Below are 26,517 nucleotides of genomic sequence, written 5' to 3'. Positions count from 1 at the left end.
CGTCTGACACGATGACCGGGTGCCCGAACTCGATCAGCCCGTACTCGATCAGCTCGACGGATGGCCGGTGGACTCGGTGTCGGCCGCGGTGGTGGTCGGTGGTGAGGTCGTCGCCCGCCACGGTGACGCCGGACGGGTGTACCGGCTCGCGTCGGTGACCAAACTGCTCAGCGCCTACGCGGTGCTCGTCGCCGTCGAGGAGGAGGCCGTCACCCTCGACCGGCCGGCCGGCCCACCCGGGTCGACGGTCGCCCACCTCCTCGCGCACGCGGCCGGTCTGGCCTTCGACGCCGCCGACGGCGACACCGTGGCGATCGAGGCCGGCGTGGGGGAGAAGCGGATCTACTCCAACGCGGGCTTCGCGGTCCTCGCCGACGAGGTCGCCACCGCGACCGGCATCGGGTTCGCCGACTATCTCCACGAGGCGGTCTGCGTGCCGCTCGGGCTGGGGTCGACGGCGCTGACCGGGCCGGCCGGTCACGGTGCGGAGTCGTCGGTCGACGACCTCGCCGTGTTCGCCGCCGAACTCCTGGCACCCCGACTGCTCGCGGCGTCGACGGTTGCCGAGGCGACGTCGGTGCAGTTCCCGGGCCTCGACGGCTTCGTGCCCGGGTACGGGAGGCATCGGCCCAACGACTGGGGGTTCGGGATGGAGATCCGGGCCGAGAAGTCGCCGCACTGGACGGGGGCGTCGAACTCGCCCGCGACGTTCGGTCACTTCGGGCAGTCCGGCACGTTCCTGTGGGTCGATCCGACGATCGACGCCGCCTGCGTGGTGCTCACCGATCGCGACTTCGGGGCCTGGGCCAAGCCCCTGTGGTCGGAGTTCAACGACGACGTGGTCGCAGCAATTCACGATCGATAACACTGTGCACTGGCGCAACACGGGTCACATGAGGCACACTTGCGGTGCACAGTGTGCTATCGCCGGATGTCGCAAGGTCGTTGGGGAAGACGCTCCTCGTCGACATCCCGGAGGTTGGAACAGTGCGCACTCTCGAACAGTTCGCGGACCGGACGACGGGCGTGGTCTACATCCACTCGTCGCCGACCGCGTTGTGCCCGCATGTGGAGTGGGCTCTGTCGTCGACCCTCGATGCCCGCGCGAACCTGAAGTGGTCCGCGCAGGAGGCGGCGCCGGGTCTGCAACGGGCGACCGTCGACTGGACCGGTCCGGTCGGTACCGGCGCGCGGCTGGCCAACGCGCTGCGTGAGTGGTCGCCCCTGCGTTTCGAGGTCACCGAGAACGCCAGTGACGGCGTCGACGGCGAACGTTTCTGCCACGTCCCCGGACTCGGTCTGTGGCGTGGGTCGATGAGCGCCAACGGCGACGTGATGATCGGCGAGATGCAGCTGCGCGCCATGCTCGACGCCCAGGCCGACGGCATCGGACTCGCCGGACGCCTCGATGCCGCGCTCGGCACCGCCTGGGACTCGGCCCTGGAGGAGTTCCGCATGGGTGGCGCCGGCGCTGAGGTCACCTGGTTGCACCAGCGCGTCGGCTGAGCGAACCCTCACGACGCGACTCATACGACGAGAAAGGCCCTGGACCTCCGAGGTCCAGGGCCTTTCTCGTGTTCAGGATCGGATCACAACGGGATGTTCTTGTGACGTCCTCGCCGTGCCGGTGCCGAGGCCAGGGCCTCGGCGATCATGCTGCGGGTCTTCGCCGGATCGATGATCTCGTCGACGACACCGATCGACTGCGCGCGACCCACGCCGCCGGCGATGGCCTCGTGCTCCACCGCGAGGCGATCGTGCAGGGCCTCACGCTCGTCGTCGGCCGCAGCCGCCAGTGCCTTCTTGTGCAAGATGCCGACGGCCGCCTTGGCGCCCATCACCGCGACCTCGGACCCGGGCCAGGCGAACACCGCGGTTGCCCCCAGCGCGCGGGAGTTCATCGCGATGTAGGCCCCGCCGTAGATCTTGCGGGTGACCAGCGTGACGCGGGGAACGGTGCACTCGGCGAACGCGTGCAGCAGCTTGGCGCCACGACGCACGACGCCGTCCCACTCCTGGCCGACACCGGGCAGGTACCCCGGGACGTCGGTGAGGACGATCAGCGGGATCCCGAAGGCGTCGCACAGACGCACGAACCGGGCCGCCTTCTCGGCGCTGAGCGAGTTGAGGCACCCACCCATGCGCAACGGGTTGTTGGCGACGACGCCGACGCTGCGTCCCGACAGTCGACCGAAACCGACGACGATGTTCGGCGCGAACTTCGCCTGGATCTCCTCGAAGCTGGAGATCTCGGTCTCGCCGTCTGCGGCGAGGTCGGTGTCGAGCAGGCCCGCGACGACCGGGTGCACGTCGTACGCCCGTCGGTTCGACTCCGGCAGAAGCGCTTTGAGGTCGGTGTCGCCGGCCTCGGCACGCTGCCTGCTGAAGTGACCCTGCTGGCTGAACGTCGCCACCAGGCGACGGGCGCGCCAGAGGGCGTCGGGCTCGGAGTCGGCGGTGATGTGGCTGACGCCCGACTTCTTGCCGTGCGTCAGCGGTCCGCCGAGCGACTCCATGTCGACCTGCTCACCGGTGACACTGCGGACGACGTCGGGTCCGGTGACGAACACCCGGCCTGCCGGCGCCATGATCACGATGTCGGTGAGCGCGGGGCCGTACGCCGCACCACCCGCGGCGAAGCCGACGACCACGGAGATCTGCGGGACGTACCCGGAGGCACGCACCATGGCCTCGAACACCTTGCCGACGGCGTGCAACGCCTCGACACCCTCGGCGAGGCGTGCGCCTCCCGAGTGCCAGATCCCCACGATGGGGGCCTGTTCGGCGATCGCGGTGTCGATGGCGTTGACGATGTGCGCACACCCGACCACACCCATGGCGCCGCCCATGACGGTGCCGTCGGTGCAGTACGAGATGGTGCGCACGCCGTTGACGCGACCGACGGCCGCCTGCACGCCCGACTTGTCGCGGGAGTGCAGCAGGGACATCGAACCCTCGTCGAAGAAGTTCGTCAGTCGCAGCAGCGGATCACGAGGATCTGCCGAGTCCTCGTGCGAGGTGATCGGAGCCATGGTTGTCATCGATTCTCCTAACAGTTCCGGCGAGTCACTCACCACACGCAACTGTGTGTCTGTGACGGGTGTTCAGTAACGCCCAAAGGCGAGCGCCACGTTGTGCCCACCGAATCCGAACGAGTTGTTGATGGCGTAGTCGATGTGCCCGTACCGCGGCTCACCGGCGACGACGTCGAGATTGCACTCCGCGTCCATGTTGTCGAGGTTCAGCGTGGGCGGGATGACCCCGTCCTCGATGGCCTTGACCGTCAGGACCGATTCCAATGCACCCACCGCGCCGATGGAGTGCCCGAGCGCGGACTTCGGTGCGTACACCGCAGCGTGCTCGCCGATTGCCGAGTTGATCGCCAGCGCCTCGGCGGTGTCGCCGATCGACGTCGACGTCGCGTGGGCGTTGACATGCGTGATGTCGGTGCGCTGCAGACCTGCGGTCTCCAGCGCACGTGCCATCGCGCGTGCCGCACCCAGTCCCTCGGGATGGGGTGCGACGAGGTGATACCCGTCGGACGTGATGCCCTGACCCAGCAGGCGCGCATGGATGTGCGCACCACGGGCCCGGGCGTGGTCCTCGCGTTCGATGATCATGAGCGCTGCGGCCTCGCCGAAGACGAAACCGTCGCGGTCCTTGTCGAACGGTCGCGACGCCGCGGCGGGGTCGTCGTTGCGCGTGCTCATCGCCCGCATCATCGCGAAGCTGGCGATCGGCACGGCGTCGATGAACCCCTCGACACCGCCGGTGACGACCATGTCGGCGTCACCGAGGACGATGTGCCGCCATGCGTGGGCGATCGCCTCGGAGCCCGACGAACACGCCGAGACCGGGGTGATGACGCCCGCACGGGCCCCGACGTTCAGGCCGATGACCGCTGCGGGTCCGTTCGGCATGGTCATCGGGACGGCCAACGGCGACACCTTGCGGTAGTTGCCGGTCAGCGTCATCGCGTCGTGTGCGGCGATGAGCGCATCGCCGCCGCCGAGGCCGGTGCCGAGAACGACCGCGAGGCGGTCCTTGTCGACATCGGGCTCGCCGGCCTGCTCCCACAGGCGCTTGCTCATCACGTGGGCCATGCGCTCGACATAGCTCATGCGACGGGCTTCGACGCGGGACACCTCTTCGGTCGGGTCCTTGACCAACTTCCCGCCGATACGAACCGGGAGTTCGTACTTGGTGAGGAAGTCGTCTGTGAGGGTCTTGATACCGGTCTCGCCGGCCAGAAGACCCTTCCACGTGGAGTCGAGATCTTCACCGACCGACGTCGTCGCGACCATGGAGGTCACGACGACGCTGGGGAAGTTCCCGGCTGCCGTGGAGAATTCACGAAGAGTGGAGGTCAATTACGTCACTCAGCCTTCTTGTTGGCTTCCACCTGCGCTGCGATGGCGGCAGCGGCCTCGGGGTTCTCGGCCTCGAGCTTCTGGATGTAGCCCACCGCGTCACCGACGGTGCGCAGACCGGCCAGATCCTCATCGGGGATCTTCACTCCGTACTTGTCCTCGGTCTGCACCGCGATCTCGACCATCGACAGCGAGTCGATGTCGAGGTCGTCGACGAAGGACTTGTCGAGCGTGACCTCGGAGGGCTCAATACCGGTGACCTCTTCGATGATCTCCGCGATGCCGGCAATGAGTTCTTCCTGAGTCGCCACGGGGTGGCTCCCTTCTTGTCGTGTTCGTCCTGACATGTTCCGGAACGGTGGCCTGGCCACCGTCTGGACGGGCGCCTGCGACGCCTTTCCGGGTACTCCCGCGTGTGCGGGAGCAACTATCCAAGTCCTGTGATGCCCTCGAGATCGTCCGGCGTCTTCAGGGCGCGCGTGGGCGTCCCCTTCAGTTCGCGCTTGGCGATGCCGGTGAGTGCCCCGGCGGGCGGCAGTTCGACGAGCGAGTCGACGCCGAGCTCACGCATCGTCGCCGAGCAGAGATCCCATCGAACCGGGTTGGTCACCTGCGAGACGAGCCGCGCGAGCGCCTCGACGCCGGAGGTGACGGGCTTGCCGTCGAAGTTGGACAGGAGCACAGCGGTGGGATCCTGTGGGGTGATGGCCGCAGCTGCTGCCGCGACCGCATCCTGGGCCGACGCCATGTAGTGCGTGTGGAAGGCCCCGGCCACGGACAGCTTACGGGTTCGCGCCTTCTCCGGCGGGTCGGCGATCAGCGTGTCGATCGCCTCGACGGTGCCGGCGGCCACGATCTGCCCGACCGCGTTGCGGTTGGCGGGCACCAGGTCCAGTTCGGCGAGGCGGGCGAGTACCTGCTCCTCGTCGCCGCCGAGCACCGCGGCCATGGTGGTGGGGACCTCGGCGCAGGCCTTCGCCATCTCCGCGCCGCGGATCGCCGCGAGCGAGACCGCCTCGTCGCGGGTGATCACGCCGGTGATCGCAGCGGCGGCCAACTCGCCGACGGAGTGGCCGGCGACGACCACGTCGGACGGGATCCGATGACGCTTGCCGAGCTCGTCGAAGGCCAGCAGCGCCGAGACGACGACGAGCGGCTGGGTGACGGCGGTGTCGGTGATCTCCTCGGCCGTCGCGGTCGTGCCGAGCCGCTCGAGGGGCAGCCCGGTCAGCTTGGACCACGTGGCGACCTGATCGGCCGCACCGGGGAGCGCGAGCCACGGCTCGAGCATTCCGGGAGTCTGGGAGCCCTGTCCGGGCGCAAGCAATGAGAGCACCTGATCAGAGAACACCCTCCGAGCCCTCGATGCTGGTGTGGAGGGCACCGAACCTTGTCGCCGGGTTTTGTGCGGTTCCTACAAACGACTGTGCGGACGTATCCACTTCGTCACCGGTTCGAGATTCGTGATCCGCAACAGGGTCATCTCGTCGATGGTGGGAAATTCCACACAAAATTGTGACGCACGTTACTCATGGGGCTCATGAGAGCGTTCCCTGGTGCACTTGGGCCAGCCGCCCGACCGTCGATGCGACTCGCAACACGTACGCATCGCGCGGATTGGTCGGGTCCCGACCGGTCACCTCGGCGATCCGTTTTAGTCGATATCTGACAGTATTCGGATGAACGAACAGTTCGCGCGCGCACGATTCGACCGATCCGCCCGAATCGAGATACGCATCCAGGGTGTTGGTCAGTGTGTCGCCGCCCTTGGCCAAGGGCGTCACCAGGAAGTCGTTGAGGGTGCGCACCGCGGCCCGGTCGCCGAGCAGCGCGCGCTCGGGCAGCAGTTCCCAGCTGTGCACCGGCCGCGGGGCCCCGGGCCATCCCGCGACGGCCTCCATGCCGGCCAACGCCTCCACCGCACTGCTGTGGGCGGCGCCGAGTGACGGCGTGGTGTGACCGATCACGACCGGCGCATCGGCGAAGTGCGTCAGCAGGGTCGTGACGAAGGGGTCCGACGAGTCCATCTCGCCACTGACGATCGCCACCAGCAACGTGCCCTGCACCACCGACAACGCCGACCGGTCGTGCCGTCGCGCGCTGTTGTGGATCGCGAGCGGCACCGACACGTTCTGTTCCGGCGGCGGGTAGCCGACCACCACCGTGGCGGTGGCGTCGGAATCCCAGTTCAGCGCGGCCGCTCGGGACAGCAGGGTCGGACCGGTGTCGCCACGGACGACGGCGTCGACGACCAATGCCTCCACCCGCGAGTCCCACGCGCCTCGGGACTCGGCGGCCGACGCGTAGATGGCGGCCGCCGCGAACCCGATCTCACGGCCGTAGCGCAGCACCGACTCGGTCAGCGCACGCAGCTGTGCGTCGTTGCGGGCGAGCAGTGGCAGCCACTTCTCGAAGAACTCCATCGCGACGCGCACCATCTCCACCGACTGCAGCAGGCTGATGCGGCGGGTGAGGTCCTGCGGGACCACCTGGAAGGCCTGCACGGTGAACTTGAGGTTGCCGTCGGGATCCTGCAGCCACTCCACGAAGTTGACGACCGCGGTCTGCACCACCAGCTGCACACTCGCGCGTTGCCCCGCCTCGAACTCGGCGAAGTACGGCAACTGGTCCTGCATCGAGTGGACGGCTTCCGTCGCCAGACGGCCGCTGTACTGCTTGACCCGCTTGAGCAGGGTGTCGGGCAACGCGTCGTGCACGTCGGCCGGCGCCGGTACCCGAGCCCCCCGCTCGCTGAACAGGTCACCCGGACTCTGTTCGGGGGCGTGGGGGGTCTCGGTCACCGGTTCACACTAGTGCGCCATCTGGTCACGCCACGCCGGGATCACTGGTCTGCTCGGGTGCGGCGAGGACATCGGTGATGTCATAGCGCTGCGCCGCCTCCGCCACGACCGAGGTGTCGAGGTGGCCGTCGCGGGCCAACCCCGCCAGCACGCCCACCGCGATCGACTCGGCGTCGACGTTGAAGAAGCGCCTCGCCGCCGGACGGGTGTCGGAGAAACCGAACCCGTCGGTGCCCAGGGTCAGGTAGGTACCGGGCACCCATGCGCGGATCAGCTCGGGCAGCCCGCGCATGAAGTCCGTCACCGCGACGAACGGTCCCTGCGCCGACGACAGTGCCGAGGTGACGAACGGCTGTTCGTGATCACCGTCCGGCTCGCGCAGCGACGCCTTCTCGTAGGCGACACCGTCACGGGTCAGTTCACCCCACGAGGTGACCGACCAGATGTCGGCGGCCACGTCCCAGTCCTGCGCGAGCAGTTCCTGCGCGCGCACCGCGTCGGTCATCGTCACGCCGGAGACGAGGATGTTGGCCGGGTACTGCTTCTTCTCGGGCGCGGCGTGGCACTTGTAGATGCCCTTGAGCACGCCGGTGACGTCGAGGTCCTCGGGCTGCGGCGGCTGGGAGATCGGCTCGTTGTAGACGGTGATGTAGTAGTAGATGTTCTCCGGGTCGTCGCCGAACATCCGCCCCAGGCCGTCGACGATGATGTGCGCCATCTCGTAGGCGTAGGCCGGGTCGTAGGCCACCACAGCGGGATTCGTCGACGCCAGCACCAGCGAGTGTCCGTCGGCGTGCTGCAGCCCCTCGCCGGTGAGGGTGGTCCGGCCCGCGGTCGCGCCGATCACGAAACCACGCGCCATCTGGTCCGCCGCGGCCCACAGGCCGTCGCCGGTCCGCTGGAAGCCGAACATCGAATAGAAGATGTAGAGCGGGATCATCGGCTCGTCGTGGGTCGCATACGAGGTCCCGACCGCGGTGAACGACGCCGTCGAACCGGCCTCGTTGATGCCCTCGTGCAGGATCTGCCCGACCTCGCTCTCCTTGTAGGCGAGCATGAGGTCGGCGTCGACCGAGGTGTAGAGCTGACCGTTGCGGTTGTAGATCTTGAGCGACGGGAACCACGAGTCCATGCCGAAGGTGCGGGCCTCGTCGGGGATGATCGGCACGACGCGCTTGCCGACCTCCTTGTCGCGCATCAGCTCCTTGAAGATGCGGACCAGCGCCATGGTCGAGGCGACCTGCTGCTTGCCCGAGCCCTTCGCCATGGCCTTGATGACGCCGTCGGTCGCGGGCGTGAGGGTCTTGCTCTTCGTGCGCCGGACCGGCAGGAATCCGCCGAGCGTCTTGCGGCGGTCGAGCATGTACTGGATCTCGGGGGCGTCGGTACCGGGGTGGTAGTACGGCGGCAGGTACGGGTCCTTCTCGAGCTGTTCATCGGTGATGGGGATGCGGCAGCTGTCGCGGAAGTCCTTGAGATCGTCGAGGGTCAGCTTCTTCATCTGGTGCGTCGCGTTGCGGCCCTCGAAGTGCTTTCCGAGTGTGTAGCCCTTGATCGTGTGCGCCAGGATCACCGTCGGCTGCCCCTTGTGGGCCATGGCCGAGGCATAGGCGGCGTGCACCTTGCGGTAGTCGTGGCCACCGCGCTTGAGCTTCCAGATGTCGGCGTCGCTGATGTCCTTGACCAACTCCTTGGTGCGCGGGTCGCGCCCGAAGAAGTGCTCGCGGACGAACGCGCCGTCGTTGGCCTTGAACCCCTGGAAGTCGCCGTCGGGGGTCGTGTTCATGAGGTTCACCAGGGCGCCGTCGCGATCGGCGTGCAGCAGGGCGTCCCACTCGCGCCCCCACACGACCTTGATGACGTTCCAGCCGGCGCCGCGGAAGAACGACTCGAGCTCCTGGATGATCTTGCCGTTGCCGCGCACCGGCCCGTCGAGCCGCTGCAGGTTGCAGTTGACGACGAACGTGAGGTTGTCGAGGCCCTCGGTGGCCGCGACGTGCGCGAGACCGCGCGACTCCGGCTCGTCCATCTCGCCGTCGCCCAGGAACGCCCAGACGTGCTGATCGGACGTGTCCTTGATGCCGCGGTCGTGCAGGTAGTGGTTGAAGCGTGCCTGGTAGATGGCATTCATCGGGCCCAGGCCCATCGAGACGGTCGGGAACTGCCAGAAGTCGGGCATCAGTCGCGGGTGCGGGTACGACGGCAGGCCGCCGCCCTCGCCCGCGTGGCTGTGCTCCTGACGGAAGCCGTCCATGCGGTGCTCGTCGATGCGCCCCTCGAGGTAGGCGCGGGCGTAGATGCCGGGCGAGGCGTGGCCCTGGATGAAGATCTGGTCGCCGCCGCCGGAGTGGTCCTGACCGCGGAAGAAGTGGTTGAAACCGACCTCGTACAGCGCGGCCGACGACGCGTAGGTCGAGATGTGCCCGCCGACACCGACCCCCGGTCGCTGTGCGCGGTGCACCATGATCGCGGCGTTCCAGCGGATGAAGGCGCGGAACCGACGCTCGACCTCCTCGTCACCGGGGAACCACGGTTCGCTCTCGGTGGGGATGGTGTTGACGTAATCGGTCGAGGTCAGCGCAGGGATCGACACGCGGCGTTCGCTGGCGCGCTCGAGCAGCCGCAGCATCAGATAGCGCGCGCGACCTGGGCCCGCGTGGTCGAGCAGGCCGTCGAACGAGGCGAGCCACTCGTCGGTTTCCTGCGGATCGATGTCGGGAAGATACGAGGCGACGCCCTCGCGGATGACACGCACCCGATCGCTGCCGGTCGTCTTCGGTGCGTCCTGGGTGCTTTTCTCGGTCACAGGTGGGTGTCTCCTCAAGTCGTCCGGCGCAGGGGAGTGACGGCCGGGGCGTGCGGTGGTCCGGCGCGGATGGTGTGTGTATCGGAGCCGGTGTGGCCTCGGTGCGGGCATGGGTGCGCCCGAGTGGGAGGTACGTCACCAATCGTGCCGTATGTGACCCAGGATTGGCGAAGGTGTGGCGTACCTCGCCGATACGGACATCGATCGCCCAGGTGAGCCGCGATGGACGGCGGTGTTGTGAGCGCGGCGAGCGCTGGGGCACTATCTCCTGTGTGAATCGACTCCGGGGGTGCGGGTGGGTCCGCGCCCACAGCGTCGGCGCCGCCGCCACGGGTGTGCTGATCGTCGCGCTCTCGGCGTGCGCGACGACGGTCGACGGGTCCGGTCGCGTCGACCCGGTGCAGGTGTCGGACTATCTCGCCACCCGGTCCTCGGCCGCGGCGCGCGCGAGCGCCGACGCCCAGACCGCCGCCGACTACGCGACCTGTGCCGCCGTGACGTCGGCGGCCGCCTCCGCCTCGCGCGCCTACAACGCCTTCGTCGCGCGGTTGAACTCCACGCAGTCGTTCGATGACCTCGCACGGACCGACGGTGCCGCCGTCGACGCGCTCAACCGGGCGGGGTCCGCGGTGACCGGCGCGGTCACCGGGTCCACCTCCGATCAGGTCCGCGCCACCGCCGGCGGGTTCGCCGCCCGCAGCTCCGACCTGGCCCGTGTGGTGGCGGGCAAGCAGCGCGACGCGCTCAACGCCTCCTCCACGGCGTGGGAGCGCGCCCGCGACACGGCGTTGTCGGCGTGTGGGCCCGTCTCCGGTGGAGGGCCCGTCGGCGCGCAGCCGTCGACCAAGACACCCGGCGGCTGATCCCCGCACCGACACCGGCGATGCCCGACCTCGACAGGACTCGCCGCGCGAACTGTGACTCGGCTTGCAACTTCGCCATGCAGACTGTTCTCTAGAAGAAGTCGATCCGGTACACCGTTGTCGGGTCGAAGCGACCGCGTGGAACACACGGTCATGACACGCCACAGGAGGTCATTCGCGTTGGTTGCCGCCGCGCACGGAAGTCGCGCCGAGAAGCTCGGGTTCACCGCCGGGATGGTGGTGCAGGAGCTCGGGTGGGATGACGACACCGACGACGAACTACGCGCCGACATCGAGGATGTCGTCGGGGCGGAGATGCTCGACGAGGATTCCGACGACGTCATCGACGTCGTCGTGCTCTGGTGGCGGGAGGGCGACGGCGACCTCGTCGACGCCCTGATGGACGCGATCGGACCCCTCGCCGACGACGGTTACGTGTGGGTGTTCTCGCCCAAGACCGGCACCGACGGCTATGTCGACCCGGCCGAGATCGCCGAGGCGGCGCCCACCGCCGGACTCACGCAGACCTCCGCGATGAACCTCGGCGACTGGTCGGGTTCGCGGCTCGTGCAGCCCAAGGCGCGCACCCCGAAGCGTCCATGACCAGCCCGCCCGCCACGCCCTTTCTCGACCCCGTGTCGCGCATCGTCGACGATGCGGGACTCCCGGTGGGCCCACTGCAACCCGGCGCTGTCGCACCGGATTTCGAGCTCCGCGACCAGAACAACCAGAAGGTGTCGTTGCGCGCCCACGCGGGTGTGAAAAAGGTCGTCGTGGTGTTCTTCCCGCTGGCGTTCACCGGCACCTGCGAGGGTGAACTCGGCGCCCTGCGCGATCGGTTGCCCGAGTTCGACAACGACCGCAGCACCGTGGTCGCGGTGTCGGTCGGTCCGCCGCCCACCCACAAGGTCTGGTCGTCGGCGCAGGGATTCCTCTTCCCGATCCTGTCCGATTTCTGGCCCCACGGCGCGACCGCGCGCGATTACGGGGTGTTCAACGCCCACGCCGGGTACGCCAACCGCGGCACCTTCGTCGTCGGTCTCGACGGTGTGATCGCGTTCTCCGACATGGTCGGTCCCGGCGAGGCGCGCGACGACGCCCTGTGGACCCGCGTTCTCGACGCTCTACGGCCCTGACCGGCCCCGTCCGCCGATTTCGGCTCACCCCGCGGCGCACGCTAGATTCGTCTGCGTCGTCGCCTGTGTCGGCGTCACGAGCGCGCATAGCTCAGTGGTTAGAGCTCTGGTCTTACACACCAGCGGTCGGGGGTTCGAATCCCTCTGCGCGCACCCGGATGGCTGCATTCCCCTCCCGCCACGACGCGCGGAGTCCGTCGCCCTCAACGCGCCGGACCGGTGCATCGTGCTCAATCGGTCCCCGTCCGGCGGTGCGGGTGTAGCGTGAGTGACAGAACACGGTTCGCGCCGATCTCGGCGGACCGATTGCGTCGGCGATGGAAATCCTTCGATCGCCGCCTGTACGCCCCGTCGGATCACGCTCGTACGTCGACACGACGAGGGCACGCCCGTGAGGACACCAATGGACTACAACGAACTCTTCTCGCACACCTCGGTCTCGGAGGCCCCGGCGACGACCGGTGACGCGCCGGCGCACATGCCGGTGTTCTCGGATTCCGATTCGACCAAGGCTCAGCACGATTCGTCCGACCGGCGCTGAGACTCACTCCGTCTCAACCGCATCGAGATAGCGTCGGCTGATGTCGCGGTGCCGCAACGCCAGAGCGCGACATTCGTCGCGTAGTCCGGGCGGCTCGATCACGGTGAAGCCCGCCTCGAATCGGTGGAGCCACCAGGCTATCGATTCGATCGACCAGCCGAACAGTCGTATCTCACACGAGGTCTCGTCACCCGCCTCGATCGTCCCCCACTCGTCGTAGACCATCGGGGCGATCTCGCTCGCCGGGGCGTGTACCCGCACCCGTGCGACCGCAGCCCGCGCGATCGCGCCGAGGCTCGCCGCCACATGTGCCGCCGCTCCGCCCTCGGGGAGAGGGCGCGGCGTGAACCGTGGACCGGTGGGTATCACCGGACTCACCCGATCGGCGCGAAACGACCGCCAGTCGGCGCGCCCGAGGTCCCAGGCGAACAGATACCAGCGAGAACCGTTGCGCACCAGCCGATACGGCTCCACCTCGCGCCGCGAACGAGTGCCCGAGCGGTCGGCGTAATCGAACCGCAGACGCTCGGCGCGGTGGCACACGGCGGCAAGATCTGACAGCACGGTCGCGTCGACCGATGACCGCGGAGGGCTCGACGCGACGGTGTCCACCTGGAGCGCGTCGAGCCGGTGACGTAGACGTGACGGCATGACCTGTCGCAGTTTCGCCACCGCCCGCGCGGCGGCATCGTCGAGACCGGTCACCGAAGCGGTTGCCCCCGACTGTAATCCGACGGCCACGGCGAGCACCTCGGCGTCGTCGAGCAGGAGCGGCGGCATCTGCGCTCCCGCGCCCAGGCGGTAACCGCCGCCCACGCCCACCGTGGCGTCGACAGGGTAACCGAGTTCGCGGAGCCGGTCGACGTCACGACGGACCGTTCGCGTCGTCACGTCGAGCCGGTCGGCGAGGTCGGCACCCGACCAGTCCTGACGCATCTGCAGCAGCGAGAGGAGGCGGAGAAGCCTCGCGGAGGACTCGATGACCATGCCGACAAGTGTCCCAGGCATTGCGGACACTTTCGGTCCTCGATGGCCGATGCGTCGTCGGTCGCTGTCGCGAGTGCGCCACGCCACGCCGCGTCGATGCCCACACGTGATCGTTTCGTGGCACGTTCGTGCTCATCGGCCACTTCAGCCCCAGTAGCCTCACCGGTATCCCACTCTCGTGCACCCGCGGTCTGTCGTGGGTCTCATTCCGATGGCCGGGGGAACGAAAGGACGACGGCATGCGTGTGTGGACGCGTCTGCAGAACCTCGCCGCGACGCTCGGTGTCGCGATGGTGTGCGCAGCGGGCCTCGGGGCCGGTCAGGCGTTGTTCGTGCCGGCGGTGGCCTCGGCCGCGCCGCCGACCTCGCTGTACAACTCCGCCCAGGACAAGTTCGCCCATCGCGACGTCCCTGGCGGCCTCGGCGACATCGCGGCACTGCTGCGGATCGCACCCAACGACGCCCAGGCGCTTGCGTTGCAGGCGATCTGGGCCGACTACGTGTACGACTTCCCACTCAAGGCCGGAGCCCAGGGGCGGCTGAACGCGGTGTCGCCGGCCACGGCGGCGGGGGTCAACCGCGTGTTCGGCGCGATCGGCGCCGGTATCGCGACCCTGCCCAATCCGTTCCCCAGCGTGGTCGGTCCCCAGACGGCGATCGTGGCCCTCGGATACGGATTGCTCGACAACGGTGCGATGCGGCCCGAACTCGAACAGCGCATGGGCGCGGTGTGGCGCCAGGCGATCATCGCGCCCCTCTCGCCCATCGTGGTGACCGGCGGCGCACCGCACAACGGCGTCACCGAGGCCGCCGCGATGCGGAACTGGTTGGTGGCGCGCGGGATTCCGGCCTCACGGATCCTCACCGAGTCGCGCGCGGGTTCGACGGTGCAGAACGCGCTATTCACCGCCGCGCTGGTCAAGCCGCGCGGAGTGGTCAACGCCATCGTGGTCAGCAGCGCCAACCACGTCCGCCGAGCGGTCACCGACTTCGTCATCGCGGGTCTACCGGTCATCGGCGTCTCGTCGCAGATCGACGGCTGGCTCGACGCGGTGCTACCGCCGTTGCGCGACGCACAGCTGTCGATCTACGTCGACGCCACCCGCACGTTCGGGTTGCCCGCCACCCGCTGACACGAGTGTCGCCGACGTCAGCCGGCGACGAGCTCGGACAGTGCGATCCGCGGCAGGTGGATCCACCCCTCACGGGCGGCGACCTCGGCCATCTCCGGCGCGGGGAGCGCAGTGGCGTCGAGCGCCACCGCACGGGCCAGCAGCGCGGCGAGGACCGCGTCGACGGCGTCGTCGCTCGCGTGACAGAGGGCCGCGAACTCGCCGAGATCGAGCCACGGCGCCGCGGTCGCGAGGTCGGCGAGCAGGATGGCGCGGACACCGGTGTTCGCGGTGCCCTTGTAGCCACGTGAACGCAGGCCCCACGTGCGCAGTGCGGCCGCGGGGTACACCTCGGCGGCCGCTCCGTGCACACGGTCGGACACCCCGAGTGCGGTCAGCACGCTCGAACACCGCAGGGCCACATGGGCGATGAGATCGGCCGACACGCTCAGCGGGATCAGGCCGGTCTCCCCGCGCACCACCTCATCGGTGTGGCGTCGGACCAGCGGACCACGGGCCGCACGCGTGTTGAGCGGCCCGGTGGTGGGCGCAGCGCCTTGGTGATGGGCCACCACGAACTCCACGAAGGCATCGGGCCAACCGAACGGGGCGTCGATACCGACACGGTCGGCCCCGTCGGCCGCGGCGACGAGATCGGCGTCGTCGGCCCCGAGGCGTAGCGCGGTCACCCGGGCGCTTCCCGCCTCCCACTCGACGACCGCGCACGCCGTCTTCCCGGGCTCGGCGGCGAGGTCGACCCCGACCGTTCGCATCGACCCACCGTAGCGATCGGCGCGCTCAGGCGGCGTCGCCCACCATGATCCGTACCGCGGCGGCGAAGACGGAGTACAGCGCGTCCCAACTCGCGGAGGAGCGCAGGGCCTCGTCGGCCCCCTCGGTGTCGCCCGAGGCGGTGGCGGTGTCGGCGCGGTGGAGCCACTGCAGGGACTGCGTCCGGCAGACCTCCATCGAGTCGACTGCGGCGCCGCGGTCTGTGCCGCACAGGTACGCAACACCGGCGGCGTCCGGGAGCGACCCGGCACGACCCCGGTCGACCGCCACGCGCAGTGCCGCCGGCATGGCGACCTCGTCAGGGGGCGACGGTGCGGTGAGCGCGGCTGTGAGGGCGGGCAGTTCGTCGGTCATGAAGGCGTGCCACCGATCGATGGCCTCACCGATCGCGGTGCGCGGGTCGGCGCCGAGGTCGACGGCGAACTCCACGTCGACCACCGAGCCGTCGACGACGAGATCGAAACCCGGCCACGCGGCGACCACCGCGCGGGCGTGGTCGACGGCGTCGGGGTCGACCGCACCACGGATGGTGGTCCACAGCATCGCGCTGCGCTGCGGCCCCCACACCTGCAGATGGGCGGTGGCATCGGGGTAGGTCAGCTCGACCGCGTCGTGCACGTCGATACCGACGACACCGGCCAAGCGGTCACGCACCACGCGACCGACCACACGGGACAACCCGGCCGAGGGGTGATCGGCCATGGACTGCGCCCGCGCACGCACCGACGCGTCGTCGCGCAGGAAACTCGGGTGCGGCAGCGCCAGCAGCGAGCGGGCCAGGTCGACGGCCTCGCCGACGAGCGTGGAGATCGTTTCGTGGTCGACGATCCGGACCAGGTGGCCACCGTCGGCGTCGGACCATCCCGGCGGGACCGCGATCGCCGCCCGCCGTCCGGCCGGGACGGCCACGATCGCGCACACCATCCCGGTGGGCAGACGACGGAACCGCAGGTCGCTCGCCGAGCCGCGCGCGACGTGCTCGCGACTGAGGTCGATCGCCTGATCGTCACGGGGACCGCTCAACCGCTCGGTCAGCGCCGTGGTGAACCCCGCCCAGGCGCGGTCGATCACGTCGTCGAAGTCGACATCGGTGGTGGGCGACGACATGGCGGCTCCTGGGGAATCATGCGACCCCACCGGCGGCGGTGGGACGCGATGGTTGCTCGTGGGCCCGAGACTAGGTGCGGGTGCCGACAACCCGGTGTGTGCGACAGTGGCGGGGTGCTGTTCCCTCTCCTGACACCGGGTTTCGTGGCCGATCGGCCGGACGTCCCCGCCTTCGTGACCGTCGGCGACGAATCGTTCTCCCACGCCGACATCGTCGGGGCGGCGACGTCGGCGTCCGAGCGACTCGGCGGACTGAGCCGCGTCGCGGTGGAGGCGGTGCCGTCGATGCAGACCGTCGTCGCCGTGGTCGCCGCGCTGCTCGCCGGCGTCACCGTGGTGCCGGTCGCACCCGACAGCGGCGACGCCGAACGACGTCACGTCCTCGACGACTCCGGCGCGCAGGCCTGGCTGGGCGCGTCACCCACCGATCCGTGCGACCGCCCCCACCTCCCGGTGCGGCTCTACGCCCGGTCGTGGCACCGACATCCCCAGCCGCCCGCGGACACCGTGGCGATGATCATGTACACCTCCGGCACCACCGGGGCACCCAAGGGCGTCGTGAGCACCCACGGGTCACTGGCGGCCGGCATCGACGCCCTCACCGACGCCTGGGCGTGGACCGCCGACGACACCCTCGTGCACGGTCTGCCGCTGTTCCACGTCCACGGTCTGATCCTCGGACTCCTCGGCCCCCTCCGGGTGGGCAGCCGACTCCACCACACCGTCCGACCCCGACCCGAGGCGTATGCCGCCGCGGCGCAGGGCGAGCACCCGGGAACGATGTACTTCGGCGTCCCGACCGTGTGGTCGAGGATCGTCGCCGAACCCGAGCACGCACGCTCGCTCTCCGGCGCCCGGCTGCTGATCTCGGGCAGCGCACCACTGCCGCCGACGGTGTTCGACGCGGTGGCCGAGCTCACCGGACACGAGCCGGTGGAGCGCTACGGCATGACCGAGACGCTCATCACCCTCAGCGCCCGCGCCGACGGTCCCCGCCGGGCGGGGTGGGTCGGATCCCCGGTGGCAGGCGTGCGGACCCGCCTGCGCGACGAGTCCGGTGATGAGCTGCCCCACGACGGGGACGCGGTCGGTGAGCTGCTCGTGCAGGGCCCGATGCTCGGGGCGGGATACCTGAACCGACCGGAGGCGACGGCTGCGTCGTGGCTGCCCGACGGGTGGTTCGCGACCGGCGACGCCGCAGTGATCGAACCCGGCGGGATGCACCGCATCGTGGGGCGGTTGTCCACCGATCTCATCAAGTCCGGTGGGTACCGGGTCGGGGCGGGCGAGGTGGAGACATCACTGCTCGAGCACCCGACGGTGGCCGAGGTCGCGGTGGTCGGCCCGGCCGACGACGACCTCGGCCAGCGGATCGTCGCCTACGTCGTCGTCCGGCCCGATGCGCCGACCGACACCGCTGCCGCCGAGGGGCTGATCGAACACGTCGCGACGGCGTTGTCGGTGCACAAGCGACCCCGCGAGGTGCGCTTCGTCGACGAACTGCCGCGCAACGCCATGGGCAAGGTCGTCAAGAAGGCGTTGCTGGAGACGTCGGACTGACGTCACCGTCCGGTTCCGTGTCATCCCGGCTCGGATCTCGCAGAACGGTTGCGCCCGCGGCGAATCGGCGGGTGTCGGTGTCATCGCGCATCGACGCCGGGACCGCCCCGGCGAGCAGCGTCTTGACCACCGCGGCCGAGACCTCGATCTCGTCGTCGCTCGCGGCGATGATGATGTTCCCGTAGCGCCTGCCCTTGAGCATCGCCGGATCGGCGACGAGCGCGACGTGCGCGAATCGTGCACCGATGGTGGCGATCTCGGCGCGGGCGCCGGCGAGATCGCGCGTGTCGGCGCAGTTGGCGAGGTAGAGCCCTCCCGGGCGCAGCACGCGGTGCACCTCGTCGGCGAACTCGGCGGTGGTGAGATTCTCCGGGGTCGTCGCGCCCGCGAACACGTCTCGGATCACGATGTCGCGGCTGTCGGTGAGCAGGGCGGTCGTCACCTCGCGAGCATCACCGACGCGCAACCGCAGCACCGGCGCCCGGGGGAGGTCGAAGCGCTCGCGCACCAGCGTCGCCAGCGCCGCGTCCACGTCGACGGCCACATGTCGCGACCGCGGATACGCCGCGGCGAGTCGGCGCGCCAGCGTGCAGGCGCCGGCCCCGAGATGCAGCACCCGCAGCGGGTCGTCGGGGTGGTGACGGTCGTCGATCACCGCCGCGATCCACCGCATGTACTCGAACTCCAGGCGCAGCGGGTCGTCGGTGACGATGTGCGAACTCTGTACGCCGTTGACCTCGATCAACCAGCCGGTCCCGTCGTCGTCGGCGGTGATCCTCGCGGTTCCGGAGTCGATGTCGAAGACACCCTCGGGCGTCGGCGACGCGTCGTCGACGCCCGAGGTGCCCGCCTCGGTCCGGGCGGGTGGTCTGCGAGGTCTTCGGCGTCCGGCCACGCCCACGACCCTACGGCCGGGCGTCGTGGGCAGACACCGCGTGGCAGGGTGGTCCCGGTGATCAACCCCACGCCCGGCCGCCGCGCCGCACGCGCACTCGGGCTGGTGGCCGGCCTCGGCGCCGACCTGGTTTTCGCCGATCCGCGGCGTGGGCATCCGGTGGCCGGGATGGGCACCCTCGCGGGGCGCCTCGAGCGGGTCCTGTACCGCGACAACCGCTGGGCCGGAGTCGTGTTCGTCGGTGGTTGCCTGGTGTCGGTCCTGGCGATCGCCGAACCCCTGCGACGTGTCCGCGGCCCGGGCGCGGCGGCGGCCACGGCGGCCGCGACGTGGACGGTACTGGGCGGAACCGGACTCACCCGGGTCGCGACGGCGGTCGCCGACGCCCTCGACGCCGACGACGACCAGGCGGCCCGGGCGCTCATCCCGAGCCTCTGCGGCCGTGATCCCGAGAGCCTCGATCGCGCCGGGATGATCCGCGCGACCGTGGAATCGGTGGCCGAGAACACTTCCGACGCCACCGTCGCGCCACTGGTGTGGGGGGCTGTCGGTGGGGTGCGCGGCTTGATCGCGTACCGCATGATCAACACCCTCGACGCGATGGTCGGCCACCGTACGCCGCGCTACGAGCGGTTCGGCTGGGCGGCAGCGCGTCTCGACGATGTCGCCAATCTGGTGCCCGCGCGTCTGGCCGGGGTGATCGTGATCGCGATCGGTGGCCGGCCTGCCGACGCCGCGGCGGCGTGGCGCCGCGACGCGCGCGCGCATCCGAGCCCGAACGCCGGTGTCGTCGAGTCGTCGTTCGCCGGCGCGCTGGGCATCGGACTCGGCGGCACCACGGTGTATCGCCACCGTGTGGAGGAGCGACCGCGCCTGGGCGACGGTCCGGCACCCGACGTGGCCGACCTGCGCCGGGCGATCACGCTCTCGCGGCGGGTACAGCTGGTGAGTGCGGTCCTCGCGGCCGCGGCGAGCATCCTCGGTGTGCGGCCCAGCAGGCGTGGGAACTAGTCGCCGTACCGGTCGGCGAGCTTGCCGCGCACCCGGTCCTCGCCCGCGACGGCCTGGTCGGGGCCGGCGCCGATGGTGCCGCGCACCCGGGTCTGTCCCATCCCCGTCGACGACGCCGAGGTGAGTTCCTTGCGCCGCTGCCGAGCCCGGGCCGCGCGCTCCGACAGCGCCGATTCGGCCAGGGCCGCGGACTCGAGGGCGTCGGGCGGGGCGGCTCCGGTGCGGATGCGCTCGGCGGTCTCGGCGCGGGCGGCGTTGGCCGCGCGTCGATGCCGGATCTCCGATCGCACGAAATACAACAGGCCCAGCGGGGCCATCACGCCGAACGCGATCCACTGCAGGCCATAGGAGAGGTACGGGCCGGAGTCGAGCTGGGGGATGGGGATCTCGGCGAGGCTGCCGGGCTGCCCCGACGACAGCTGCAGATAGGCGGGCATCGTGGTCAACCCGACGGTCCGGCCGAGCACGGCCGGGTCGATCGTATAGACCTGCAGCACCCCGGACTCGGTGCGCGGCCCCTTGCCCGGGCTGGTGCCCTCGGGTTGTCGGATCCGGGCGTCGATGCTGGTCGTGCCGGTCGGTGCCGCGGTCACCGGCGGCAGTGCGGTGCCCTGCTGCGGGCGCACGTAGCCGCGGTTGACCACGAAGATCCGGCCGTCGGAGGTGCGGAACGGTGTGAGCACCTCGAACGCGGGACTGTCGTCGACCGATCGCAGCCGGACGACCGCCTGCGCCTCGGGCAGGTAGTCACCCGTCACCGACACTTCGCGCCACTCGGTGTCGGTCGGCACCGGACCCGAGCCGGGGTAGACGGTGTCGATGGGGACCGCCGCCTTCGACACCGCGCTCTTGATCAGATCGTTCTGGTGTTCGGTGCGACCGTTCTTGCCGAGCTGCCACGGCGCCAGCACCCAGAAGCAGGCCACCGCGAACGCGACGACGACGAGCGCGAGAACCACCCAACCGGGACGCAGGAAGGCGCGGAGCACTCGCATACCTCGACGGTACAACCTCCCGCACGGGTCGACAGGCGCCGAGATCGGTGAGCCGATCTGCATGTGTCGACTACGCTGAGACCGCCGGAGCCCGACAGGCCCTCACGCGAAGCCGCCGCCGTGAGCGCGCCTCGCGGTCCGGCGAACCTCACCTCGGCGCCCTCAGGGCGCAGGTGCCTCACCGAACGGACCCACCCCCACCATGCGCGATTTCGCCTGCCGCAACTGCGGCCAGCAGCTCTCCTTCGAGAACACCCTCTGCCTCAAGTGCGCCAGCGCGCTCGGCTTCCACCTCCCCTCGCGCACCATCGTCACCCTCGACGACAACGGTCAGACCGAGATCGACGGGTCGACCATGATCCGGTGCGCGAACAACGTCGTCGCCAAGTGCAACTGGCTCGTGACGAAGGGCGCCGACCACGACGGTCTCTGCGAGTCCTGCCGGCTCACCCGCACTCGCCCTGGCGACGGCGACACCGAGGCACTGACCGAGTTCGGTGACGCCGAGGCGGCCAAGCGCCGGGTCGTGCTCGAGCTGACCGAACTGAACCTGCCCATCGTCGGCCGCGACGACGACACGAGCACCGGTCTCGCGTTCGACCTGTTGTCCAGCGCGCACGAGAACGTCATCACCGGCCACGCGAACGGGGTCATCACCCTCGACCTCGCCGAGGGCGACGACGTGCACCGCGAACAGCTCCGCGTCTCGATGGACGAGCCCTACCGCACGCTGATCGGTCACTTCCGTCATGAGATCGGCCACTACTACCAGATGGCGCTCGTCGGCGACGGCGAGCACCGCCAGCGGTTCGAGGAGCTGTTCGGCAACCCCGACGACGACTACCAGGCCGCGCTCGACCGCCACTACAACGACGGCCCGCCCTCGGACTGGAAGTCCGACTACGTCTCGTCGTACGCCACCATGCACCCGGCCGAGGACTGGGCCGAGACCTTCGCCCACTACCTGCACATCCGCGACACCCTCGACACCGCAGCGGCTTTCGCGATGGCCCCGGCCGGTGCGACGCTGGCCAGCTCGCTCACCGGCGACGTCGGTTTCGACCGCATCATCGAGTGGTGGCTGCCGCTGTCGTGGTCGCTGAACCAGATCAACCGCTCGATGGGTCACCAGGACCTCTACCCGTTCGTGCTTCCGGCCAAGGTGCTCGAGAAGATGCGGTTCGCGCACTCGCTGATCGAGCCCGTCACCATCTGATCCCGCGGGTCGTGTCGGACCCGCCGGAGTGATCGACCGCCCTACCGGGCCAACTGCTCGCGGATCCAGTCGAGCAGCCCCGGTACGGCGGCCTCGATCTGTTCACGGACACGGGTGAAATCGGCCTGGTCGCCGTAGTACGGGTCGGCCACGTCGGGTTCGGTTGCGGTGGGGTCGAAACTGCGCAGCAGGCGGGCCCGGTCGCCGAGCCGCTTGCGCGACAACGCCTGCAGATGGCTGCGGTCGAGTGCCACCAGCAGGTCGGCGCCGACGTGTTCGGAGCCGAGGACCGCCGCGGAGTGCTCGTCGCAGTAGCCTCCCAGGCGCAGCTCGGCCCGCGCCCGGTCGTCGGCCGGTTCACCGACGTGCCACGAGCCGGTGCCGCAGCTGTCGATCAGCACCCGATCCGCCAGACCGGCGTCGGCGACGGCGTGGGTCACGATGCTCTGGGCCATCGGGGACCGGCAGATGTTGCCGGTGCAGACGAACGTGATGTGCAGGCGGTCAGACACCGAGCACCTCGCGCAGCTCACTCACCGTCGACACCTGCCATCGTGCGTCGGCGCCCTCGCCGTCGAGCGCATAGCCCCAGCCGACGAGGACCGCGGGGATCCCGAACGCGCCGGCGCCGTGGATGTCGTGGGAGCGGTCACCGATGATCACCACGTCGGGTGTCCCGCCATCGGCCGACGCGGTCGGCGCGACCCCGAGCCCGGACAGGGCGTGTGCCACCACGTCGCCCTTCGTGCGGCGGGTCCCGTCGTCGCTGGCGCCGGCGATCACCGTGAAATGCCCGGCGAGACCGAAGTGCTCGAGGATGCGCGTCGCCGTCGTCTGGTTCTTCGAGGTGGCCACGGCCATCCGTCGTCCGGCCGCAGCCAGGTCGCCGAGCATCGCGTCCATCTCGGGGAACACCGAGTTCTCCAGCCAACCGATGTCGGTGTAGCGCGCCCGGTAGGCGTCCATCGCGGCGGCCGCACGGTCGTCGTCGAGACCGAGGGTGTGCAGCGTGTCGAGCATGGGCGGCCCGGCGATGCCCTCGACGAGCGTCGGGTCGGGCTCGGGATGGCCGATGGTCGCCAGCGCGTGTCGAAAGCTGTTGGCGATGCCGTCGAAGGAATCGGTGATGGTGCCGTCGAGGTCGAACAACAGGGTCGTCGTCGCCGCGGCGGGATCGGTGGAGACCGGCACGCCACCATTCTCACCCGACGTGCGCCGCCCGGGCCACGCAGGGGCCGCGAAGTAGAGTCGTGAGCTGTGATCCCGTCGGCGATGCACCACCGGACCGCCGCGACCGTCGACCTCACCGCACTCGACCGCCACGGCGACGACGACGTCGCCCCGGGCATGGTCGATTTCGCCGTCAACGTCCGTGGCCGGACGCCCGGATGGATGCTCGACGCACTCGCCGCGCGGCTCCCTGACCTGGCCGGCTACCCGCTGCGCGACGATCACGACGCCGCGGTCGACGCGATCGCGCGGGCCCATCATCGCGATCGCCGCGAGGTCCTGCCGCTCGCCGGTGCCGCCGAGGGATTCGCGCTGCTCGCCCGGCTGCGTCCTCGCAACGCCGTCGTCATCGCCCCCACCTTCACCGAGCCCGAACGGGTGCTGACCTCGGCCGGTGTGCACGTGACCCGTGTCGTGTGCGCGGAGCCGTGGGACGTGGCCGCCGCCGACGTGCCCGACGACGCCGACATGGTGGTCGTGGGCAACCCCACCAACCCGACCTCGGTGCTGCACACCCGCTCGGCGATCGAGTCCCTGCGGCGTCCGGGACGGGTCGTCGTGGTCGACGAGGCGTTCGCCGACGTGACGCTCGCGGTGCGCGGCGGGGTGGAGATCGACGAACCGGAATCCCTCGTCGGGATCGCCCACCCGGACGTCATCGTGATCCGCAGCATCACCAAGACCTTCGCCCTGGCGGGGTTGCGTGCCGGATACCTCTGCGCCACAGCCGATGTGATCAGAGGTCTGACCGCGGGACGCCCGCACTGGCCGGTGGGCACACTGCAGCTGACCGCCCTGCGCGCCGCGTTGTCGGACCGGGGGAGGGCCCACGCGCGCGAGCAGGCCCGCATCGTGCGTGCCGACCGCGAGGCGATGTGTACGGCCCTGACCGACGCCGGCATCGACGTGTGCGGTGTGCCCGCGGCGTCGTTCGTGCTGGTGCGGACCATCGATGGCACCGCACGCAAGAACCACCTGGCGCGGGCGGGTCACGCGGTGCGCAGTTGCGCGAACTTCGCCGGCCTCGGCCCCGACCACCTCCGGCTCGCCGTCCGCGAACCCGACGTCGTCGCCGGGCTGATCGCCGCCTGGCGCGGCAGCGACGCCGACCAGCATCTCGACAACTCTGGCACCGACATCGACGACGGGAACTGACGTGGCCGCCCTGCGCGATCTGATCGAACTGCTCGACGCGACCTATCCACCCCGACACGCCGAGTCCTGGGACAGTGTCGGTCTCGTCTGCGGCGATCCCGGCGACACCGTCACCGCGGTGCTGATCTGCGTCGACGTGACCGACGCGGTCGTCGACGAGGCCGTCGCGACCGGCGTCGAACTCATCGTGGCGCACCACCCGCTCCTGCTGCGCGGTGTCGACACCGTCGGCGCCCACACCCCGAAGGGCAGGTTGATCCACCGCCTCATCCGTTCGGGCTGCGGGCTCTACACCGCGCACACCAACGCCGACATCGCCCGACCCGGGGTGTCCGACGCCCTCGCCGACGCGCTCGGCGTCACCGACACCCGACCGCTGTCGCCGCTGCCGAGCCCGCCGCTGGACTCGTGGGTGGTGATGGTCCCGCACGCCGCGACCGACGCCGTCGCCGAAGCGATGTTCGCCGCGGGTGCCGGGGCCATCGGCGAGTACAGCCGCTGCCGCTTCACCGTCGCCGGCACAGGGGAGTTCCTGCCGGGAGACGCGGCGACACCGGCGATCGGTGCCGTCGGCGAGATCACCTCCGTCGCCGAGGACCGGATGCAGATGGTGGCACCCCGCAGCCGGCGCGACGCGGTGCTCGCGGCCCTGCGCGCGGCGCACCCCTACGAGGAACCCGCCTTCGACCTCGTCGAACTCGCCTCCACCCCGTCCGACATCGGGTTGGGGCGGGTGGGGACCCTTGCCGAGCCGATGTCGTTGCGCACGTTCACCGATCATGTGGCGAACTCGCTGACGACCGCGCCGTGGGGCGTGCGGACGGCGGGCGATCCCGACGCGATGATCTCGACGGTCGCGGTGTGCGGTGGAGCCGGAGACTCGCTGATCGATGCCGCGGCGGGTGCCGGCGCCGACGTGTACGTGACCGCGGATCTGCGACACCACCCCGCCGACGAACACCTGCGGGCCGGGAGCCCGGCGCTCGTCGACGCCGGGCACTGGGCGACCGAGTTCCCCTGGTGCGCGCAGGTCGCCGGTGTGCTCCACGACCACGACGCAGGGGTGGTGATCACGGTCTTCGACCGGCCGACCGACCCGTTCACGCTGCACAGCGGACCCCGGACCAGCGGTGTCACGAAGAGGACCGACGCCGACCGGTAGTGTCGCGAGAACCCCTACAGAACAGGACACCCTCGCGACATGAAGGCAGATCCGGCCGATCAGAGAGCTCTCCTCGACCTGGCCGAGGTCGATGCCGGGGTCTCGAGGGCCACCCATCGGCGGTCCCATTCGCCGGAGGCCGCGCGGGTCGCCGAGCTGACCGAGGCGCTGCGCGAGTACCGCGACCAGACCATCGCCGCTCAGATCGCCGCCGAGGACCTCGCCCGCGAGGTACGGCGACTCGACAACGACATCGCCGTCCTCGCCACACGCCTGTCGAAGGACTCGGCCCTGCTCAACGGCGGCACCCTCACCGGCAAGGCGCTCACCGAGATCGAGCACGAGATCGCCGGACTGCACCGTCGCCGCGGTGTCGCCGAGGACGAGCTGCTCGAGGTGATGGAACGTCAGGAGGCCACCGCCGCAGAGGAACTGCGCTGCGGGGCACTGGTGACCCACACCGAGGAGGAGATCGCGCGGGCCGAGTCGGCCGCGGCGACGGCGATGTCGGAGATCGACGTGACCGCCGACGCCGCGCGCACCCGCCGGGACGAACTGCGCGGACAGATCGACGACGCCCTGCTCGCCGTCTACGACAAGCAGGTGTCACAGGGGCGGATCGGTGCAGGCCTGCTCCGGCAGGCGCGGTGCGGGGCGTGTCGCATGGAGATCGACCGCGGAACCCTCAGCCGCTACGGCCAGGCGCCGGCCGACGAGGTGCTGCGGTGCGACGAGTGCGGCGCGATCATCGTGCGCACCCACGAATCCGGGGTCTGAC

The 26,517-nt window shown here is 70.0% G+C and carries 26 protein-coding genes and 1 tRNA gene; 14 read left to right on the top strand and 13 right to left on the bottom strand.

Annotated features, from left to right (window positions below; genetic code table 11):
- Positions 1-19: 19 nt before the first annotated feature.
- Both ASG12_RS12735 and ASG12_RS12730 read left to right on the top strand, forming a co-directional pair.
- On the top strand, positions 20-865 hold the full coding sequence (locus ASG12_RS12735; protein WP_055790059.1) for a serine hydrolase domain-containing protein: 846 nt from the start codon (positions 20-22) through the stop codon (positions 863-865).
- 122 nt (positions 866-987) lie between these two features.
- Entirely contained in the window at positions 988-1,506 is a 519-nt protein-coding gene (locus tag ASG12_RS12730) for a DUF3145 domain-containing protein (RefSeq protein ID WP_045823151.1), read from the top strand.
- An 83-nt stretch (positions 1,507-1,589) separates the two neighbouring features.
- On the opposite strand, the gene ASG12_RS12725 is transcribed toward ASG12_RS12730, so the two are convergent.
- The 6 genes from ASG12_RS12725 to aceE all read right to left on the bottom strand — a co-directional run bounded on the left by ASG12_RS12725 (position 1,590) and on the right by aceE (position 9,977).
- On the bottom strand, positions 1,590-3,041 hold the full coding sequence (locus ASG12_RS12725) for an acyl-CoA carboxylase subunit beta (protein WP_045823322.1): 1,452 nt from the start codon (positions 3,039-3,041) through the stop codon (positions 1,590-1,592).
- Between the two features lie 63 nt (positions 3,042-3,104).
- Positions 3,105-4,370: a KasA/KasB family beta-ketoacyl-ACP synthase gene (locus tag ASG12_RS12720; protein WP_055790056.1), complete on the bottom strand. Its 1,266-nt coding sequence runs from the start codon at positions 4,368-4,370 to the stop codon at positions 3,105-3,107.
- Between the two features lie 5 nt (positions 4,371-4,375).
- The gene (gene acpM, locus ASG12_RS12715; RefSeq protein WP_235456734.1) at positions 4,376-4,681 is read right to left on the bottom strand and encodes a meromycolate extension acyl carrier protein AcpM; all 306 of its coding nucleotides are present in this window, start codon (positions 4,679-4,681) and stop codon (positions 4,376-4,378) included.
- A 116-nt stretch (positions 4,682-4,797) separates the two neighbouring features.
- A complete protein-coding gene (locus ASG12_RS12710; RefSeq protein WP_082501956.1) occupies positions 4,798-5,706 on the bottom strand; it encodes an ACP S-malonyltransferase in 909 nt (302 codons plus the stop codon).
- 202 nt (positions 5,707-5,908) lie between these two features.
- Positions 5,909-7,171 carry a PucR family transcriptional regulator gene (locus tag ASG12_RS12705; RefSeq protein WP_045823147.1) on the bottom strand — a complete coding sequence of 421 codons (1,263 nt, stop codon included), beginning with the start codon at positions 7,169-7,171 and terminating at the stop codon, positions 5,909-5,911.
- A 25-nt stretch (positions 7,172-7,196) separates the two neighbouring features.
- Positions 7,197-9,977, bottom strand: a complete 2,781-nt coding sequence (gene aceE / locus ASG12_RS12700; protein ID WP_055790051.1) for a pyruvate dehydrogenase (acetyl-transferring), homodimeric type — start codon at positions 9,975-9,977, stop codon at positions 7,197-7,199.
- 272 nt (positions 9,978-10,249) lie between these two features.
- Here aceE and ASG12_RS12695 point away from each other — a divergent pair, with 272 nt between their 5' ends.
- The 5 genes from ASG12_RS12695 (at position 10,250) to ASG12_RS21720 (ending at position 12,517) form a co-directional block, all read left to right on the top strand.
- Complete coding sequence (locus ASG12_RS12695; protein ID WP_055790048.1) at positions 10,250-10,840, top strand: hypothetical protein; 591 nt, start codon at positions 10,250-10,252, stop codon at positions 10,838-10,840.
- A gap of 180 nt (positions 10,841-11,020) precedes the next feature.
- Entirely contained in the window at positions 11,021-11,443 is a 423-nt protein-coding gene (locus tag ASG12_RS12690) for a DUF3052 domain-containing protein (protein ID WP_055790858.1), read from the top strand.
- Complete coding sequence (locus ASG12_RS12685) at positions 11,440-11,976, top strand: redoxin domain-containing protein (protein WP_082501954.1); 537 nt, start codon at positions 11,440-11,442, stop codon at positions 11,974-11,976. The genes ASG12_RS12690 and ASG12_RS12685 overlap by 4 nt, the downstream gene beginning before the upstream one ends.
- Before the next feature lie 80 nt (positions 11,977-12,056).
- Positions 12,057-12,129, top strand: a tRNA-Val gene (locus tag ASG12_RS12680).
- Positions 12,130-12,379: 250 nt separating this feature from the next.
- The gene (locus tag ASG12_RS21720) at positions 12,380-12,517 is read left to right on the top strand and encodes a hypothetical protein (protein ID WP_156378087.1); all 138 of its coding nucleotides are present in this window, start codon (positions 12,380-12,382) and stop codon (positions 12,515-12,517) included.
- Between the two features lie 3 nt (positions 12,518-12,520).
- Here the strand turns inward: ASG12_RS21720 and ASG12_RS12675 are convergent, their stop codons facing one another.
- The gene (locus tag ASG12_RS12675) at positions 12,521-13,504 is read right to left on the bottom strand and encodes a helix-turn-helix transcriptional regulator (RefSeq protein ID WP_055790045.1); all 984 of its coding nucleotides are present in this window, start codon (positions 13,502-13,504) and stop codon (positions 12,521-12,523) included.
- Between the two features lie 239 nt (positions 13,505-13,743).
- Here ASG12_RS12675 and ASG12_RS12670 point away from each other — a divergent pair, with 239 nt between their 5' ends.
- The gene (locus ASG12_RS12670) at positions 13,744-14,637 is read left to right on the top strand and encodes a YdcF family protein (RefSeq protein WP_082502009.1); all 894 of its coding nucleotides are present in this window, start codon (positions 13,744-13,746) and stop codon (positions 14,635-14,637) included.
- 17 nt (positions 14,638-14,654) lie between these two features.
- Here ASG12_RS12670 and ASG12_RS12665 read toward each other — a convergent pair whose 3' ends face one another.
- Positions 14,655-15,389, bottom strand: a complete 735-nt coding sequence (locus tag ASG12_RS12665) for a DUF429 domain-containing protein (RefSeq protein WP_055790042.1) — start codon at positions 15,387-15,389, stop codon at positions 14,655-14,657.
- Between the two features lie 25 nt (positions 15,390-15,414).
- Complete coding sequence (locus ASG12_RS12660; RefSeq protein ID WP_055790039.1) at positions 15,415-16,515, bottom strand: hypothetical protein; 1,101 nt, start codon at positions 16,513-16,515, stop codon at positions 15,415-15,417.
- Between the two features lie 114 nt (positions 16,516-16,629).
- Between ASG12_RS12660 and ASG12_RS12655 the strand changes: the two genes are divergently transcribed.
- The gene (locus ASG12_RS12655; protein ID WP_055790036.1) at positions 16,630-18,075 is read left to right on the top strand and encodes an acyl-CoA synthetase; all 1,446 of its coding nucleotides are present in this window, start codon (positions 16,630-16,632) and stop codon (positions 18,073-18,075) included.
- Here ASG12_RS12655 and ASG12_RS12650 read toward each other — a convergent pair.
- Positions 18,044-18,970: a spermidine synthase gene (locus ASG12_RS12650; protein WP_443089094.1), complete on the bottom strand. Its 927-nt coding sequence runs from the start codon at positions 18,968-18,970 to the stop codon at positions 18,044-18,046. The genes ASG12_RS12655 and ASG12_RS12650 overlap by 32 nt on opposite strands.
- 57 nt (positions 18,971-19,027) lie before the next feature.
- On the opposite strand from ASG12_RS12650, the gene ASG12_RS12645 reads away from it, so the two are divergent.
- Complete coding sequence (locus tag ASG12_RS12645; RefSeq protein ID WP_082502007.1) at positions 19,028-19,981, top strand: cobalamin biosynthesis protein; 954 nt, start codon at positions 19,028-19,030, stop codon at positions 19,979-19,981.
- Here the strand turns inward: ASG12_RS12645 and ASG12_RS12640 are convergent.
- Positions 19,978-20,976, bottom strand: coding sequence for an SURF1 family cytochrome oxidase biogenesis protein (locus ASG12_RS12640; RefSeq protein WP_055790033.1), 999 nt, complete (start codon positions 20,974-20,976; stop codon positions 19,978-19,980). The genes ASG12_RS12645 and ASG12_RS12640 overlap by 4 nt on opposite strands.
- Positions 20,977-21,178: 202 nt before the next feature.
- On the opposite strand from ASG12_RS12640, the gene ASG12_RS12635 reads away from it, so the two are divergent.
- Positions 21,179-22,192 carry a zinc-binding metallopeptidase family protein gene (locus ASG12_RS12635; protein WP_055790030.1) on the top strand — a complete coding sequence of 338 codons (1,014 nt, stop codon included), beginning with the start codon at positions 21,179-21,181 and terminating at the stop codon, positions 22,190-22,192.
- Positions 22,193-22,233: 41 nt separating this feature from the next.
- On the opposite strand, the gene ASG12_RS12630 is transcribed toward ASG12_RS12635, so the two are convergent.
- Entirely contained in the window at positions 22,234-22,704 is a 471-nt protein-coding gene (locus tag ASG12_RS12630; protein WP_055790027.1) for a low molecular weight protein-tyrosine-phosphatase, read from the bottom strand.
- Positions 22,697-23,383 (bottom strand): HAD hydrolase-like protein, encoded by a 687-nt coding sequence (locus tag ASG12_RS12625; protein WP_055790844.1) that lies wholly within the window; start codon positions 23,381-23,383, stop codon positions 22,697-22,699. Before ASG12_RS12625 ends, ASG12_RS12630 begins: the two co-directional genes overlap by 8 nt.
- Positions 23,384-23,449: 66 nt before the next feature.
- On the opposite strand from ASG12_RS12625, the gene cobC reads away from it, so the two are divergent.
- The 3 genes from cobC to ASG12_RS12610 are packed head-to-tail and all read left to right on the top strand — an operon-like array spanning position 23,450 to position 26,516.
- Positions 23,450-24,577: an Rv2231c family pyridoxal phosphate-dependent protein CobC gene (gene cobC, locus ASG12_RS12620; protein WP_235456732.1), complete on the top strand. Its 1,128-nt coding sequence runs from the start codon at positions 23,450-23,452 to the stop codon at positions 24,575-24,577.
- Between the two features lies 1 nt (position 24,578).
- On the top strand, positions 24,579-25,739 hold the full coding sequence (locus tag ASG12_RS12615; RefSeq protein WP_055790026.1) for a Nif3-like dinuclear metal center hexameric protein: 1,161 nt from the start codon (positions 24,579-24,581) through the stop codon (positions 25,737-25,739).
- A 39-nt stretch (positions 25,740-25,778) separates the two neighbouring features.
- On the top strand, positions 25,779-26,516 hold the full coding sequence (locus ASG12_RS12610; protein WP_055790023.1) for a zinc ribbon domain-containing protein: 738 nt from the start codon (positions 25,779-25,781) through the stop codon (positions 26,514-26,516).
- Position 26,517 lies beyond the last annotated feature (1 nt).

It is taken from the genome of Williamsia sp. Leaf354, from assembly GCF_001424365.1.
Lineage (GTDB): Bacteria > Actinomycetota > Actinomycetes > Mycobacteriales > Mycobacteriaceae > Williamsia_A.
The sequence above is the reverse complement of the archived record's forward strand: the minus strand, read 5'-3'. Positions and strand labels throughout refer to the sequence as shown.